17 protein-coding genes and 1 tRNA gene are annotated in these 15,412 nt (G+C 72.2%); 9 read left to right on the forward strand and 9 right to left on the reverse strand.

Features of this window, described 5'->3' with window-relative positions; all coding sequences use genetic code 11:
* Positions 1-31 precede the first annotated feature (31 nt).
* Complete coding sequence (locus IE269_RS07525) at positions 32-367, forward strand: antibiotic biosynthesis monooxygenase family protein (RefSeq protein WP_189821942.1); 336 nt, start codon at positions 32-34, stop codon at positions 365-367.
* Here IE269_RS07525 and IE269_RS07530 read toward each other — a convergent pair.
* Together IE269_RS07530 and IE269_RS07535 are read right to left on the reverse strand one after the other, a co-directional pair.
* Entirely contained in the window at positions 364-1,188 is an 825-nt protein-coding gene (locus IE269_RS07530; protein ID WP_189821943.1) for a hypothetical protein, read from the reverse strand. The genes IE269_RS07525 and IE269_RS07530 overlap by 4 nt on opposite strands.
* 1 nt (position 1,189) lies before the next feature.
* Complete coding sequence (locus tag IE269_RS07535) at positions 1,190-1,822, reverse strand: hypothetical protein (RefSeq protein ID WP_229898286.1); 633 nt, start codon at positions 1,820-1,822, stop codon at positions 1,190-1,192.
* A 144-nt stretch (positions 1,823-1,966) separates the two neighbouring features.
* On the opposite strand from IE269_RS07535, the gene IE269_RS07540 reads away from it, so the two are divergent.
* Positions 1,967-2,458 (forward strand): GNAT family N-acetyltransferase, encoded by a 492-nt coding sequence (locus tag IE269_RS07540; protein WP_189821944.1) that lies wholly within the window; start codon positions 1,967-1,969, stop codon positions 2,456-2,458.
* Between the two features lie 40 nt (positions 2,459-2,498).
* Here the strand turns inward: IE269_RS07540 and IE269_RS07545 are convergent, their stop codons facing one another.
* Positions 2,499-4,595 (reverse strand): MDR family MFS transporter, encoded by a 2,097-nt coding sequence (locus IE269_RS07545; RefSeq protein WP_189821945.1) that lies wholly within the window; start codon positions 4,593-4,595, stop codon positions 2,499-2,501.
* Between the two features lie 122 nt (positions 4,596-4,717).
* Here IE269_RS07545 and IE269_RS07550 point away from each other — a divergent pair, with 122 nt between their 5' ends.
* Both IE269_RS07550 and IE269_RS07555 read left to right on the forward strand, forming a co-directional pair.
* Entirely contained in the window at positions 4,718-5,647 is a 930-nt protein-coding gene (locus IE269_RS07550; RefSeq protein ID WP_189821946.1) for a peptidoglycan-binding domain-containing protein, read from the forward strand.
* A gap of 215 nt (positions 5,648-5,862) precedes the next feature.
* Positions 5,863-6,525 carry an HAD-IA family hydrolase gene (locus tag IE269_RS07555; protein WP_189821947.1) on the forward strand — a complete coding sequence of 221 codons (663 nt, stop codon included), beginning with the start codon at positions 5,863-5,865 and terminating at the stop codon, positions 6,523-6,525.
* 89 nt (positions 6,526-6,614) lie between these two features.
* Here IE269_RS07555 and IE269_RS07560 read toward each other — a convergent pair whose 3' ends face one another.
* A complete protein-coding gene (locus IE269_RS07560) occupies positions 6,615-7,196 on the reverse strand; it encodes a TMEM165/GDT1 family protein (RefSeq protein ID WP_189821948.1) in 582 nt (193 codons plus the stop codon).
* Positions 7,197-7,478: 282 nt separating this feature from the next.
* On the reverse strand, positions 7,479-8,282 hold the full coding sequence (locus IE269_RS07565) for an ABC transporter permease (RefSeq protein ID WP_229898287.1): 804 nt from the start codon (positions 8,280-8,282) through the stop codon (positions 7,479-7,481).
* Between the two features lie 221 nt (positions 8,283-8,503).
* Between IE269_RS07565 and IE269_RS07570 the strand changes: the two genes are divergently transcribed.
* The 3 genes from IE269_RS07570 to IE269_RS07580 all read left to right on the forward strand — a co-directional run bounded on the left by IE269_RS07570 (position 8,504) and on the right by IE269_RS07580 (position 11,711).
* Complete coding sequence (locus IE269_RS07570; RefSeq protein WP_189821949.1) at positions 8,504-9,172, forward strand: HNH endonuclease family protein; 669 nt, start codon at positions 8,504-8,506, stop codon at positions 9,170-9,172.
* A gap of 158 nt (positions 9,173-9,330) precedes the next feature.
* Positions 9,331-11,037: an alkaline phosphatase D family protein gene (locus IE269_RS07575; RefSeq protein ID WP_189821950.1), complete on the forward strand. Its 1,707-nt coding sequence runs from the start codon at positions 9,331-9,333 to the stop codon at positions 11,035-11,037.
* 179 nt (positions 11,038-11,216) lie between these two features.
* On the forward strand, positions 11,217-11,711 hold the full coding sequence (locus IE269_RS07580; protein WP_189821951.1) for a DoxX family protein: 495 nt from the start codon (positions 11,217-11,219) through the stop codon (positions 11,709-11,711).
* Between the two features lie 77 nt (positions 11,712-11,788).
* Here the strand turns inward: IE269_RS07580 and IE269_RS07585 are convergent, their stop codons facing one another.
* A complete protein-coding gene (locus IE269_RS07585; protein WP_189821952.1) occupies positions 11,789-12,373 on the reverse strand; it encodes a superoxide dismutase family protein in 585 nt (194 codons plus the stop codon).
* A 303-nt stretch (positions 12,374-12,676) separates the two neighbouring features.
* Here IE269_RS07585 and IE269_RS07590 point away from each other — a divergent pair, with 303 nt between their 5' ends.
* Complete coding sequence (locus tag IE269_RS07590; protein ID WP_189821953.1) at positions 12,677-13,351, forward strand: DedA family protein; 675 nt, start codon at positions 12,677-12,679, stop codon at positions 13,349-13,351.
* Here the strand turns inward: IE269_RS07590 and IE269_RS07595 are convergent.
* The 3 genes from IE269_RS07595 to IE269_RS07605 form a co-directional block, all read right to left on the reverse strand.
* A complete protein-coding gene (locus tag IE269_RS07595) occupies positions 13,273-13,494 on the reverse strand; it encodes a DUF2277 domain-containing protein (RefSeq protein ID WP_189821954.1) in 222 nt (73 codons plus the stop codon). The two genes, IE269_RS07590 and IE269_RS07595, sit on opposite strands and share 79 nt — an antisense overlap.
* A gap of 286 nt (positions 13,495-13,780) precedes the next feature.
* Entirely contained in the window at positions 13,781-14,224 is a 444-nt protein-coding gene (locus IE269_RS07600) for a cytidine deaminase (RefSeq protein WP_189821955.1), read from the reverse strand.
* A gap of 98 nt (positions 14,225-14,322) precedes the next feature.
* Positions 14,323-14,397 (reverse strand) — tRNA-Val (locus tag IE269_RS07605).
* Between the two features lie 190 nt (positions 14,398-14,587).
* Between IE269_RS07605 and IE269_RS07610 the strand changes: the two genes are divergently transcribed.
* Entirely contained in the window at positions 14,588-15,346 is a 759-nt protein-coding gene (locus tag IE269_RS07610; RefSeq protein ID WP_189821956.1) for a DUF4097 family beta strand repeat-containing protein, read from the forward strand.
* The last annotated feature ends 66 nt before the right edge of the window (positions 15,347-15,412 follow it).

The following is a 15,412-nucleotide window of genomic DNA, read 5'->3' on the forward strand; positions in this document are numbered from 1 at the left end:
GTTGTCGGACCCGTACGGCAGGATGGAACGCATGAGCATCGTGAAGATCAACGCACTGACCGTGCCCGCCGAGCAGCGGGAGGTCCTGGAGAAGCGGTTCGCGTCGCGGGCCGGGACCGTGGACAGCTCCGACGGCTTCGAGTGGTTCGAGCTGCTGCGCCCGGTGGAGGGGACCGACCAGTATCTGGTCTACACGCGCTGGCGGGACGAGGAGTCCTTCAAGGCGTGGATGGAGGGGCCGATGAAGCAGGCGCACCAGGGCGGCGGAGAAGGCGGCGAGCGTCCCAGGCCCGCCGCCTCCGGCTCCACGGTGTGGTCGTTCGAGGTGGTCCAGCAGACCGGCCCGAAGACCGCGCAGGACGACTAGATCCGGAGCAGCCGCTCCGTCACCTCGCGGTACTTGCGCAGGGCGACCCGCAGTTCCTCGGTCTCCGCCTGGCGGTCCTCGGCCTCCCAGGCGACGCGAAGCGAACGGCGGTGCTCGGCGAGGGTCTCGGTGAGGTGCCGGGCGGTCTCCTCCAGGACGTGGTCGGCCTCCTCGACCGCACGGCGCGGTTCGTCCACGAAGTGGTTGACCGCCTGCTGGAGGCGCAGCCCCAGCTTGTCGCGCTCACCGTGCGGCAGGAGCTGGGCGCCCGGCTGCCCCGCCTCGTGACCGGTGTCCCGGCCGCCGGTCAGGTGAGCGCCAGTGGCCCGGTCGCCGGCCAGGTGAGCGCCGGTCTCCCGACCGCCGCCGGCCACGTGCTCCGAGGTGCTGCCCACGGGCCGATGCCCGACACCCGTCGAACGGTCGACACCCGCCCCGCGCTCGGTACCCGCCCCACGCTCGGTACCCGCCCCACGCTCGGCACCCGCCGCCCAGCCCGGGTCCGCCGCATGCGCCGGGTCCTGCGCCGGCGCCGGCGGCAGATGCTGCTCGCGGCCCGGTACGTGCCCGGCGCCCGCGGCCTCCGCGCTCTCCCCCGGCGGCCTGCGCAGCGGGCCCACGTCCGGGGAGGCACCCGCGCCCGACACTCCGAAGTCCCGTGCGGTGCGCTTCTGCTGCTCCGCCTGCACGGGGTCGTGCAGTGCGTCCGGTTCGGCGTCGACGCCGCGTGCGGAGGGCGTCGACCTCCCGTGTGCGGACGGGTCCTTGCCGCGTCCCTGCGGTGCGTCGGCGGGCCGGTCGTTTCCGGGTTCGTACGTCATGTCAGACTCCACTCCCCTTGGCCTTGGTGGGCCGGCCCGTCGGGCGCGGCCGGTGCGAACCGTGCTCGTCGTGTCCGGTGCTGTGCCCGGAGCCGTGGCCGACGCGGTCGGTGACCAGCGCCTCGAACAGTTCCCGGGCCTCGACCAGGGCCTCGCGCATTTCTTCGGTGCCGCCCTCGCCGCGCGCTGCCCGGCCCACCCGGCGGAAGCCGTCCAGGTGCTTGCCGTGGTGCACGGACAGGGCGTCCATCTGCTCCTGCTCGCCTTGCGGGTAGCCGCGTTCGAGGGCGACCCGGGAGACCAGACCGTGCGCCTCGGCGACCGCCTTCGGCGGGGAGTCGACGAACTGCTCCTGGACCCCGGCCCACAGGGCCACGTAACTCTCGTGCTGCTCCCGGCTCAGCTCGCGCGGCCGGAAGTCGCCGTACCGCTTGACGCGCTCGCCGAGCTCCTGCTCGGCGGCCTTCGTGTCGCCCTGGTGGCGGGCCAGGACCCGGTCGTACTCGGGGCCGAAACGGCTCTTCAGTGACTTGCCGCCGCCGACACGGCCCCGCCCGGGACCGAGGAAGACGACGGCCGCCGCGACGGCGATCACGACCACCACGATCAGCACAATGATCAGGACTGTGGACATGCTCTGCCTTTCCAGTGCGTGTGGCTCTTGGGGCTTGCGGCTCCGGGCGTTCGGCTCTCGGGGCACGCGGTGTCGGGCCTCTCGCCCACCGGGTAGCCCGTAATCCGTTGGCCAAACGGTCGCCGGCTCGGGTACAGAGATGCGATGACCTGGATCATCACCACCGAGCACCCGCGCACCCCGGACGCCACCACTCTGCGCCGCGACTACTACGACGAGGTCGCGAGCCGCTACTGGAACCGGCCCGCGACGCAGGCGGAGATCGACGAGGGGCTGACCGACGACGGCACGGAGCTGCTGGTCCCGCCGACGGGCACCTTCGTCGTAGGCCGGTACGAAGGGAAGCCGTCGGCGTGTGCCGGGCTGGTCCTCCTGGAGCCCGAAGTGGGCGAGCTGACAAGGGTGTTCGTACGTCCCGAGGCGCGCGGCACGGGCGCGGGCGGCCTGCTGCTCGCGGCCGTGGAGAGGACGGCGCGCGCGTACGGCGTGCGGCGCATTCAGCTCGACACCCGGGGCGACCTCGTCGAGGCGCGCGGCCTGTACGCCAAACACGGCTACCGGGAGGTCGAGGCCCTCAACTCCAAGCAGTACGCGGAGCATTGGTTCGTGAAGGACCTGACCCCCGAAGCCCCCTAGGCCCCCGAAGCCCCCGGGACCTCCGCATCCTGATCCCCCGTCAGCCGCCCTTGCGCACCTGCGCCAGCCCCGTCGGCTGTTCCGCGTCCGACCCGCACAGCTCGCCGCTCAACTCCTCGACGATCTCGCTGAGTTCGTCGCGCCGCTCGGGCACCCACCAGTCCCCGAGGAGTTCCGCGAGGGACTCCTCGCGGGCCACGGCGAGCCGGTCGGCGGCCTCCGCGCCCTTCTCGGTGAGCACCAGCGCCATGCCCTCGCGCCGGGCCAGGCCGCGTTCCTCGACCTGCCGCGCCCCTTCCCGTACGACCTCGGGCGGTACGGTTCCGCGCTCGGCCAGCATCGCGGGCTGCACCAGGCCGTTCTTGCGCATGCGCAGCAGCAGCCAGCTCGCCACCGGCAGGTGGTCGTACCCGGCGCGCGCGGTGATGCGTTCGTACGCGGCCCTGCGGCCGTCCCGGGTGCCCAGCACGGACAGCGCCCGCGCCACCTCCTCCCGCGAGGTGCGCTCGACGGGGTTGGGGGCGAGGGTCTGCGAGGCCTCGGGGGCGGTGACGGAGCCGCGCAGCCGGTCCTCCTTGAGGAACCAGGCCAGCACGAAGGCGAGGAGGCCGACCGGGGCGGCGTACAGGAAGACGTCGGTGATGGCGGAGGAGTACGCGTTCAGCGCCTCGGGCCGCAGGGCGGCGGGCAGTTGGGAGATGGCGCGCGGGTCGGACTCCAGCCGGGCGGCGTCCAGCCCGGGCGGCAGTCGCTGTCCGGCGAGGGCGGCGGCGAGCTTCTCGTCGAGGCGTCCGGTGAAGATGGTGCCGAAGATCGCGACGCCGAAGGAGGCTCCGATCGAGCGGAAGAAGGTGGCGCCGGAGGTGGCGACGCCCAGGTCCTCGTACGGCACGGCGTTCTGCACGATGAGCACCAGCACCTGCATGACCAGGCCGAGTCCCGCACCGAAGACGAAGAAGCACAGGCTCATCTGCCAGGTGCTGCTGGTGGGCGTGAGCTGGTGCAGCAGGACCAGGCCGATCGTGGTGACGGCGGTGCCGACCACGGGGAACACCTTCCACCGGCCGGTGCGGCTGACGACCTGCCCGGAGCCGGTGGTGGAGATCAGCATGCCGAGCACCATCGGCAGCATGTACACGCCGGACATGGTCGGCGTCACGCCCCGGACGACCTGGAGGAAGGTCGGCAGGTAGGTCATCGCGCCGAACATCGCGAAGCCGACCACGAAGCTGATGACGGAGCTGAGCACGAAGGTCCGTACGGTGAACAGCCGCGGCGGAAGCACCGGCTCCGCCGCCCTCCGCTCGACCGCCACGAACGCGACGAGCAGCACCACGCCCAGCACCGCAAGCCCGATGATCTGCGCCGATCCCCACGCCCAGGTGGTGCCGCCGAGGGAGGCGATGAGGACGAGGCAGGTGGCGAGGGAGGCGATGAGGAAGGTGCCGAGGTAGTCGATGCGGTGCTTGGTGGTGCGTACGGGGATGTGCAGCGCGGCCGAGATGACGAGGAGCGCGACGATGCCGACGGGCAGGTTGATGTAGAAGACCCAGCGCCAGCTCAGGTGCTCGGTGAAGACGCCGCCCAGCAGCGGCCCGAGCACGCTCGTCGTACCGAAGACGGCCCCGAACAGGCCCTGGTACTTGCCGCGTTCGCGCGGCGGCACGATGTCGCCGACGATCGCCATGGCCAGCACCATCAGCCCGCCGCCGCCGAGGCCCTGGAGGGCGCGGAAGGCGATCAGCTCGGGCATGTTCTGCGCGATGCCGCACAGCGCGGACCCGACCAGGAAGATCACGATGGCGGTCTGGAACAGCTTCTTGCGCCCGTACTGGTCGCCGAGCTTGCCCCAGAGCGGTGTCGCGGCCGTCGCCGCCAGCATGTACGCGGTCACGACCCACGACAGGTGGTCCATGCCGCCGAGGTCGCTGACGATCGTCGGCAGCGCGGTGGACACGATGGTCTGGTCGAGGGCGGCGAGCAGCATGCCGAGCAGCAGCGCGCCGATCGACACGAGCACGGCCCGCTGGGACAGGTCCGCACCGGGCAGGTCGGTTCCCTCGTCGGTGCGGGCGGCGTCCCCGCCGGGCGTGGCCGGTACGGGCCAGTCGGCCCTCTGCTGATTCTCCTGAGCCATATCCCCATCCTGGTCGTTCTGTACGGATATGGCCTGCCGAGAGAGGGCCGCCGGAGGCCCTGGGCATTGGGTCGCGCGGCGGGGGTCTGCATAATCGCTGGCAGTTCGAGGGAGGGGACCTCATGGAAAACGGACACCTATGTCCTGAATTCGGTACGGAACGGGCAGCACCGGACGAAAGCAGACCCGGCGCGGGTGCCGCGTCCTGCGACTGCGCCCGCCGCGCCACGGAAGCCCATCACGCGGAACGCACGGCCCAGGCGGCGGACGCGGAGGACTTCAATCCGCTCCGCATCCGCCCGTATGTGAACCTCTCGGAGCCCTCCGAGACCGCCGCGCAGCACACCCCGGCCCCCCTGCCCCCGCACCGCCCCGTCGAGCCGCCGCTCGCCCCGGCCGAGCAGACCATGCCGCTGCGCCCGGTGCCGCCCGCCGAACCGGACGGGCCCACGCAGCCCGCACCCCGCGCCCGCCGCCGGGGCCCGATCCTGCTCACCGCCGCCGCGACCCTCGCCGTGCTGGCCGGCACCGCCTTCGCCGTCGGCGTCTTCGACCCGGCCCCCGAGGACACCCGCGCCCTCCCGGGCGGCATCTCGACCACCCCCACCTCGGTGACGGAGGCGACCCCCTCCCCGACCCCGTCCCGCACAGCCTCGGCCACCGCCGCCCCGACCCGCAAGACCCTCCCCACCCCCACCCGCGCCTCGCGCTCGGCCGCTCCCACCCGGAAGGCGACGACCGCCCCGCCGAAGCAGCCGAAGCCCCCGGAGCCGACCCCGACGCAGAACACCCCCGAGCCCCCGGAGCCGCCCGAGAGCGAGTCCCCCACGGGCACCCTGGCCCAGGGCTCCACGGGCCCGGAGGTGACCGAGCTCCAGGACCGCCTCAGCCAGCTCGGGCTCTACAGCGGTCCGGCCGACGGGCGCTACACGGGCCGGGTCACCCAGTCCGTCTCGCGGTTCCAGGAGTACATGCGCATCGAGGACGAGCCGGAGGGCGTGTACGGGCCGAGGACCCGGGAGGCGCTGGAGGGCTGGACGAACGAGCCCTGATCGGGTCACATCCACCCCGGGGTGACAGAACCGCCCACGGTTTTGTACCGTAGAAGAACAAAGTGGTTCCGTCCATGAACCCCTGACCGGTGGACGGAACCACTTGTTCCTTTTGCCCGCACACCACGCGCACGCCGTGCCCGCACCCACGAGGTGCAGACCGCACCCACCCGGTGCAGACCGCGCCCCCACCCGAGCGCCCCAGGAGTTCCCTCATGCCGCACACCACTGTCCTGCCCTTCAAGGCCCTCCTGCTGGACATGGACGGCACCCTCGTCAACTCCGACGCCGTGGTCGAGCGCTGCTGGCGGGAGTGGGCGGTCGAGCACGGGCTGGACCCGGCCGAGGCGCTCAAGGTCGTGCACGGCCGCCAGGGCTACGCCACCATGGCGGTCCTCCTGCCGGACCGCCCGATGGAGCAGAACCACGCGGACAACAAGGTCATGCTGGCCAAGGAGACCGCCGACACCGACGGCGTGGTCCCGGTCGGCGGCGCCCCCGCCTTCATGGCCGCCATCGCCGGCGTGCCGCACGCCCTGGTCACCTCCGCCGACGAGAAGCTGGCGCAGGCCCGCATGGGCGCCGCCGCCCTGCCGATGCCGGTCACCCGGGTCACCGCCGAGCTGGTCGGCGCGAGCAAGCCGGACCCGGAGGGCTTCCTCAAGGGCGCGGCCGAGCTGGGCTTCGACCCGGCGGACTGCATCGTCTTCGAGGACTCGGGCGCGGGCATCCAGGCAGGTCAGGCCGCCGGAATGCGCGTGCTGGGCGTCGGCCCGCGCGCGGCCGAGCACGGCCCGACCGCCGTCGTCGCCGACCTGACCCAGGTCCGTGTCGTCACCGAGGCGGACGGCTCGACGTCCCTGCACGTCACGGTCTGAACCGTCTGAGACACCGCTGCTTGACGAGGAAGGGGGCGGCCCGCATCACTGCGGGCCGCCCCCTTCCTCGTACGCCTGGCGAAAGCCGCTCAGCCCGCGATCGCCTCGTACAGGCTGAAGCCCGCGAGCGCCAGCATCAGGCAGGCGGCGACCTTGGTGATGAGCCGCAGCGGCACCCGCTTCATCAGCGCCTGCCCGCCGACGATGCCCAGGCCCGCGACGGCCCACAGGGCGAGGACGGCGCCGATGCCGACCGAGACCGGGTTGTCGTAGCGGGCGGCGAGGGTGGCGGTCATGATCTGCGTGATGTCGCCGAACTCGGCGACCAGGATGAGCATGAAGCCCGCCCCGGAGACCTTCCAGAAGGACTGGTTCTCGGGCGGCTTGATCTCTTCGTCGTCGTCGCTCTTCTTCAGCAGGAGCACCAGCGCTCCCACCAGGAACAGCACGCCCACCACCGTGTTCACGATCCAGGACGGCAGCAGGGTGAGCACGCTGCCCGCCGCGATGGCGATGCAGACGTGCACGAGGAAGGCGGCGGCGACGCCCGCGAAGACGTAACTGGCCTTGTACCGGGTGCCGAGCATGAGCCCGGCGAGGGCCGTCTTGTCGGGGAGTTCGGCCAGGAACACGGTCCCGAAGGTGATGGCCATGACGGTGAAACTGATCATGGGATGGGGCTTTCCTCAATCGGTCGGGCTGCCCGTACCGAGAGACCTGCCTGTTTCCGGGGTCGCTTCGGCACGGCAGCGTCGTTGACACACAACAAACACTGCGGCCGAAGGTCTCGCTGGCCGACACGGCGACGGTGGATCGCCGGATGCCTGCCTCCGGGCGCCGGCTGAGCGAACTCAGCAGTATGTCGACGGTCCGGCGAAGAGCTACTCCCCTTCATGCTCGTACAAGGGTACGGGATGAACTCCCCGGCATGTCCGACGCCGGCCGGCCCGGCCTCAGTCCCGGTGCAGCCGCCCCCGCGCCACCAGCTCCAGCACCCCCGCGACCGCCACCGCCTGCACCGCGAGCAGCGCCACCAGCACGAAGAGCTGCACCGCCCCGGCCATCACCGGCGACGCCCCGCCCAGCAGCATCCCCACGAACGCCCCCGGCAGCGTGACCAGCCCCACCGTCCGCGTCTGGTCCAGACCCGGCAGCAGCGCGTCGGATGCGGCGGGCCTGGCCACCTCCAGGCGGGCCTCCCGGTCCGGCAGTCCGATCGCGAGTCCCGCCTCCACTTCGCCGCGCCGGGTCGTCAGCTCGTCCAGCGCGCGCCGCCCGCCCAGCACGGTCGCGGTGAGCGCGCCGCCGATGAGGATGCCGGTCACCGGGATCAGCGCGATGCCCTGCGGCGGGACGAGCCCGGTGAGCAGCAGGGCCAGCACCACGGGGGCGACTCCGGCGGCGATGGGCGCGGCCGCCCACCACCAGGTGCCGTTGCGGGTGATCCGGCGTCCGGCGGTACGGGTGGCCACCACGTACATCAGCAGCAGGAACGCGCACAGCAGCCAGCCCGAGCGGGCCACCCAGCCGATCACGAGGGCGACCACGGCGAGCTGCACGGCGGCCCGCACCCCGGCGAGCGCGAAGGCCCGGCCCCGGGCGCGGGTGCCGTCGCCCGAGAGGCGGGCCCAGGCGACGACGGTGACCGCGAGGGCGAGGAGCACGGCGAGCACCGCGCCGAGGGTGGCGTTGACGGGCAGGAGGGTGGGGGCGTCCTGCGCGATCACGGAGGGCGCGGTCACGAAGGGGGCGGTCACGGGCCCACCCTAGGCAGGCCCCAACCCCGCACAAGTGAACGAGCGGTGTCGGATCGTCAGATTCCGTGAACAGTCCCGAACTCCTTGATATGACGTGACCATGCCGTCAGCCTGTTACCTGGTGCACGCCTCCCGGAAACCCGGCGTCGCCACGATGGCCGGGCCGCGCGGGAGTTGACGGGACGCGTGGCTCAACTTCCCCCCACGTCTCGGGAGTTCACATGTCACGCCATGCCGCAGCGCCCTCCGCGAAGTTCTACGCGCGTCGCATAGCCGTCGGCGCGAGCGCCGCCGCCCTCGCCGCGACCGGCCTGCTCACCACCGCCCCCAGCGCGCTCGCCTCGCCGCCCCCGCCGGTCGACGCGGGCACCGCCCGCACCTATCTGGCCCAGCTCACGGTCGCGGCCGAGGGCAGTTCCGACGGCTACAGCCGGGAGAAGTTCCCGCACTGGATCACCCAGGAAGGGGCCTGCAACACCCGCGAGGTGGTCCTCAAGCGCGACGGCAAGGACGTCCAGCAGGACGCCAAGTGCGCTGCGGTGAAGGGCAGTTGGTACTCCGAGTACGACGGGGCCACCTGGACGGCCGCCTCCGACCTGGACATCGACCACATGGTGCCGCTCGCCGAGGCCTGGCGTTCGGGGGCGAAGAGCTGGACCACCGCCGACCGGCAGGCCTTCGCCAACGACCTCACCCGCCCGCAGCTCATCGCGGTCACCGACAACGTGAACCAGGCCAAGGGCGACAAGGACCCGGCCAAGTGGCTGCCGTCGCGGGCCGCGTACAAGTGCACGTACGTCCAGATGTGGGTGCACGTGAAGCACCACTGGAAGCTGACCGTCGACCAGGCGGAGAAGACGGCGCTGGAGGGCGTCCTCAAGAACTGCTGACCCTGCTCACGCACTGCTGACCCCGCTCGGGCACCGCCGCCCCGCACGTCACCGCGCGTCAACCGCACTTTGACGCGCGGAACTTCCCCGCTCCCCTCCGTCGTTCCGTACCGTACGGGGCCGTGGCCCCGCACGGGGGACGACGGAGGAGGACACACATGACCCGGCTGCGCCTGGGACCGGTGCTGAGGTACGTCGACTGGGAGCGCGGGGACACCGCGACCGTCTGGGTGGAGACCGACCGGCCCTGCACGGCCGAGGTGGCCTGCGAGGGCGGCGGCGGGGGAAGCGCGCGGACCTTCCAGATATCCGGGCACCACTACGCGCTGATCCCGGTGACGGGCCTGCGCCCGGGCACGTCGACACCGTACGAGGTGCTGCTCGGCGGCGACCGGGTGTGGCCGCTGCCCGACTCGGGCTTCCCGCCGAGCACCATCAACACCCCTGCCCCCGGGGCGGATTCGGCCCGGCTCACCTTCGGTTCGTGCCGGTGGGCGGCCCCGGCCGAGGGCGAGAAGGACCCGGCGGGCCCGGACGCGCTGGACACCCTCGCCGCCCGCCTCGCCGACCACCCGGACGGCACGCACACCGAGCGCCCGGACTACCTCCTCCTGCTGGGCGACCAGGTGTACGCGGACGAGATATCCAAGGCCACCCGCCGCTGGCTGGCCACCCGCCGCGACCTGCGCGAGCCGCCGGGCGTGGAGGTCGCGGACTACGAGGAGTACACCCACCTCTACTACGAGTCCTGGCTCGACCCGGAGGTCCGCTGGCTGCTGTCCACGGTCCCCACCTGCATGATCTTCGACGACCACGACGTCATCGACGACTGGAACACCAGCGCCTCCTGGGTCGCCGACATGCGGGCCACCCCGTGGTGGCGCGAGCGCATCCTCAGCGGGCTGATGTCGTACTGGGTCTACCAGCACCTGGGCAACCTCTCCCCCGCCGAGCTGGCCGCCGACGAGATCTACGCCCGGGTGCGCGCCGTCCCGGACGGCACGAACGTGCTGCGGGAGTTCACCGCCCGTGCCGACCAGGACCCGGCGTCGGTGCGCTGGAGCTACCGGCGCGACTTCGGGAACGTACGGCTGCTGATGGTGGACACCAGGGCGGCGCGCGTCCTGAAGGAGGGCGCGCGGGCGATGCTCGACGAGGACGAGGCGCGCTGGCTCGCCGACCAGGCACTGGACGACTCGCGCCCGTACGACCACCTCCTGATCGGCACCTCGCTGCCGTGGCTGCTGCCGCCGCTGATCCACGACGCGGAGGGGTGGAACGCGGCGCTGGCGTCGGGGGTCAAGGGCCCCCGGTGGGCGCGGTTCGCGGAGGATCTGCGCAGGCGCTCGGACCTGGAGCACTGGGCGGCCTTCCCCGCCTCCTTCGAGCGGATGGCGCGGCTGATCGCGGAGGCGGGCAGCGGCCCGGCGGCCCCGGCGACGGTGTGCGTGCTGTCGGGGGACGTGCACCACGCGTACGTCGCCGAGCCGACCGCGTGGCCCGACGACACGCGCCCGGACACCGCGAAGGTGTTCCAGCTGACGTGCTCGCCGGTGCACAACGGCATCCCGTCCTCGATCAAGCTGGGGTTCCGGTTCGGGTGGAGCGGCACCGGCCGGCGGCTCGGGCGGCGGCTCGCCCGGCACGGGGGCATCGGCCGCCCGCTGCTGCGCTGGCGGCGCACGGGCGGCCCCTGGTTCGGCAACCAGCTGATGACGCTGACGCTGCGCGGGCGCTCGGCCCAGCTCCGGCTCGACCAGGCCCGACAGGTCCGGACGGGGGGCACGGCGGAAAGGATCAAGGGGCACAGCAAGACGGGCGCGCGACTCGTGACGGCGATGACCACAAATCTGACACAGGAATGACACAAAGGGGCCAACAGGCGTAAGAGAAAGGCCACTTGGGGGCGAATTCCGGCCACAACTGGAATGTTGAACTTGCAAGCACAGTGAGGCTTACCTAACCTCCTGGGCATCGCAGGTCTCTTCGGGCTGCGTCCCCACCCGGCCTCCCCCAAGGCCGCCACCGAAGGAGTCCCCCGCTCATGACCGCACCTTCCGCACCGGCCCCTCGGGCATCCCTGGCCGCACACCTCACCGGGTACCGGCCGTACGCGCTCGCCGCGTTCCGCTTCGTCACCGGGCTGCTCTTCGCCTGCCACGGCGCCGCCTCCCTCTTCGGCGTCCTCGGCGGCGCGGGCGGCACCGGGGCCACCGCCCAGGCGGGCGCCTGGCCGAGCTGGTACGCGGCCGTCATCCAGCTCGCCGGCGGGGCACTGGTCGCGCTCGGCCTCTTCACCCGGACCTCGGCGCTGATCGCCTCGGGCTCGATGGCGTACGCGTACTTCGTCGTCCACCAGCCGGAGGCACTGTGGCCGATGCAGAACGGCGGCGAACTGTCGGCCCTCTTCTGCTGGACGCTCCTGCTGCTGGTCTTCACCGGGCCCGGCGCACTGGCCGTGGACGGACTGCTGGCCGCGCGGCGCGGTACGACGGCGTCGGCGGCGCATGAGGAGCGGCAGGTGACGGCGACCGCCTGAGCCGCGCGAGGGGCGTTCGGACCGATCCCGCTCGACGGTCCGAACGCCCCTCTTTCTTCAGCGCCGCTGACGTGACGTCACTTCACACCGGTCGTGAAGTCGCCGAACGGCACCGTGAAGCAGCCGACGCGCTCGCCCGCGCCGCCCTGCTCGCGGTGCAGGATCACCGAGTTCGCGGCTCCCTTGGGCAGGCCCCAGGTGTGGTGCGCGCTCATCTCGGCGTTGCCGTCCTTGTCGGTGGTGAAGTCCAGCCACACCTCGTTGTCGGGGTTGACCAGCTTCGGGTCCTTGACGTGCTGGTAATGCATGCCGGCGGCCTTCGGGTCGACGCCGCAGGCCTTCTCGTGGACGTGCATGCCGAAGGCGTGGTTCGGCTTCAGCCCCTTCACCTTCACGGTGACCGTGGTCTCCTTGCCGCTGACCTTCTGCTGGACATGTATCCAGCCCCCGGCGGGCACCAGCTGCGCGTCGTACGACACCGCTCCCGGCGGTACGAACGCGGAGGCGGGGGCGAAGCGCCCCTCGACGGTGAGGCCCTTGCCGTCGCCGCCCGCGGCCGTGTCCTGGGCGTACGCCGCGGCGGCCGACCCCGCGAGGAGGAGGGCGGCGGCCCCGCCGACGACCCGTACGGCACGCTTCTGCGTCCGGCTGCGACCTGTCATGGTGACTCCTTCGAGTAGCCCCCCTGCCCTTGCTCCCGCCCCGCTCGCCTCCCCCGCACCACACTCCGCGCGCCCCCTCGGTGCGTCGCACGGGAGGCGGCAATCGGGTGAACGGGAGGGCGCTCAGATGTGCCCCGGCGAGCTTCCGGCGGGGCTTTGCGTGCAGAGTGAAGTGATCTGCCCAACACCACCCGTACCGGGCGCAAATCCCGCTCCCACCAGGCGTAAGGTGGACCGCTGTTAAGCCGCCCCTGCCGCTCCCCATGCGACGTCGCGGCGTGGTTCCTGGCCGGGGAGTTCGCAGTGCTGGAGAGTCTGGGGTCGCTGACCTCGGGTCCATGGATATACGCGGTGATCGGCGTCTCGATCGTCCTCGACGTCTTCGTCCCGATCATGCCGAGCGGCGTCCTGCTGATCACCGCCGCCACCGCTGCCGCAGCGGGCGCGACCAACGCCTCCGCGAACGTCCCCGACGGCTTCGCGCAGGACCTGCCGGACCTGCTCCTGCTGGCCGCGTGCGCGGCCACCGCCTCCCTGCTCGGCGACTTCGCCGCCTACCGCCTGGCCTGGCGCGGCGGCGAACGCCTGGACCGGGCGATCTCCCGCTCGCGCCGCCTGACCGCCGCGCAGGAACGTCTCGGCAGTGCGCTCAGCCGGGGCGGCGGCATCCTGGTCGTCGTGGCCCGGTTCGCCCCCGCCGGGCGCTCCGTCGTCTCCCTCGGCGCGGGCGCGGCGCACCGCAGGCCGAAGGAATTCGTCCCGTGGTCGGCGCTGGCGGGCATCACCTGGGCGCTGTACAGCGTGGCGCTCGGCTACTTCGGCGGGCAGTGGCTGGGCGCCAGCTGGCTGAGCACGGCCGTCTCCGTCCTCGCCCTCGCCATCGCGGGCACCCTGGCGGCCTACGTGGTCCGCCGCCCGCGCACCTCCAGCCCGGCGAGCAACGCGGCCGTGGCGGCGGCGACGTCCTCCACGGCCTGATCGAACACCTCCTTGTTGTGCGCGGCGGGGGCACGGAACCCGGAGATCTTCCGCACGTACTGCAACGCGGCGGCGGCGATCTCCTCGGACGTGGCCTCTTCGGGGATGGCAGGCGGACGAAGCGTCTTAATGCTGCGGCACATGCTCCTCACGCTACCGCCGCCCACTGACAACGCCCCTCGCCCCCTTGCGCGGCACCGCTTCCACCGAGCCCCCTTGGGCGGCGGGGCCGCCCCCCAGGGGCGGAACGGGCGGGCAAGGGGGCGGCCCGCCCGATCCGGGCCCACCCCGCCACCGGCCCTCTCGCCACCGGCCCGCCCCACCGCCGCACCATCGGGTGATCTTGCTCCGCTACCGGGCCCCGCCCGGCCCCGTACCGCTACGGCTGGAACGTTCCCCGCGAAGGGAGCAGCCGCAGGGAGCAGCCGCCTACTCGGAGTGCTGGGCGAAGGAGGGCCACTTGCCCTCGGCGAACTGCACGCCCCAGTAGTAGGGGTTCACCTCCGCCAGCGTCCGCGCCTCCCAGCGCGTCGGGTCGGCCGGGTGCGGGACCGCCACCTCGACCCCCGGCCCCCACAGCGCGAGCCGCTCCTGGCAGATCCCGCACGGCGGCAGGATCAGCACACGGGACAGCTCGTCGTCCCGGCACACACAGACCGAGGCGACGACCGTGCGGTCCTGCGTGTACGCCTGGATGAAGGCGCCGGTCTCCTGGCAGAGGGTCACCCCGCCGTTCATGTTGTCCAGGCCGACGCTGGTGAGGATGCCGCCGTCGGCCAGCCGCACGGCGGCGGCCCCGCCGGGTTCACCGGCCGGCCAGCGCCGGTTCATCTGGTCCAGCGCGGCGTCCACGAGTTCCTGATCAAGAGGCATGCGCCGCATTCTGGCCCAGGAAGAGCCAGGGGCGGAACGGAAGAAGGCCCGGCTCCCGGTTCTTCGCCGGGGGGCGGGCCTTCGTCATGTCCTGGGACTGGTGGGCGCGGACGGTTTCGAACCGCCGACATCCGCCTTGTAAGGGCGGCGCTCTACCCCTGAGCTACGCGCCCGGGCATGAGGCAACAGCGTACATGGCCCCAGGGGCTGCTCCGCAAACCAGATCCCGGGCAGGCGCTGGTCACAGGCGGAGTGCGGGGGTTACCCCCACCCCCGATCCGGTGGGCGGCCGGATCGCAGGGGGTGGGGCCGGGCTCCTACGGTGAAGACACATCGACCGTACGCAGCAGGGGACCCCACATCATGGCAGCCACGACCCGCACACTCCTCGCCCTCGGCGGAGCCGCTCTCGTCGCCCTGGCCGTCACCGGGTGCGGCAGCGCCGACGCCTCGGACGCGCCCGTGGAGAAGAAGTCGTTCGCGTTCAGCGGCAAGGCGCTGACGATCTCCGCCGACAACTCCCTCCTCACCCTGGTGCCCGCCGACGTGAAGCAGATCGAGGTGGAGCGGCAGGTCGACGGCTGGGTGATGTTCGGCAGCGGCCCCGACCCCGTGTGGGAGCTGACCGGCGACACGCTCAAGCTGAAGGTCGAGTGCACCGGCATCAGCGCCGAGTGCTCGGCCCGGCACTCCGTGAAGATCCCGCGCGGCACCGCCGTCACCGTCGACAACGACAACGGCCGCGTCGAGGCCACCGGCTTCACCACCGACCTGAAGGTGAAGTCCGACAACGGCGAGATCGACCTGAAGAACATGAGCGGAAAGCTCGACCTGGAGAGCGACAACGGGTGGATCTCCGGCGCGGACATCTCCGCCAAGAACGTCACCGCGAAGTCCGACAACGGCGAGGTCAAGCTCGCCTTCACCGCCGTGCCCGACCTCGTCGACGGCCGCAGCAACAACGGGGCCGTCCGCCTCACCCTGCCGAAGGCCGCCTACCAGGTGGACGCCAGGAGCAACAACGGCCACGTCCGGGCCGACGTCGAGAAGGCCGACAACAGCACCCACGTCGTCAAGGCCCGCAGCGACAACGGCGAAGTCACGCTCCAAAGCGCGAACTAACCGGCCCGTGTGTTCGTCCTTACCTGGTGGGAGAATGAACCAGCCAGGCGGACACGGTACGGGAGA

The organism is Streptomyces spiroverticillatus (assembly GCA_014650415.1).
Lineage (GTDB): Bacteria > Actinomycetota > Actinomycetes > Streptomycetales > Streptomycetaceae > Streptomyces > Streptomyces spiroverticillatus.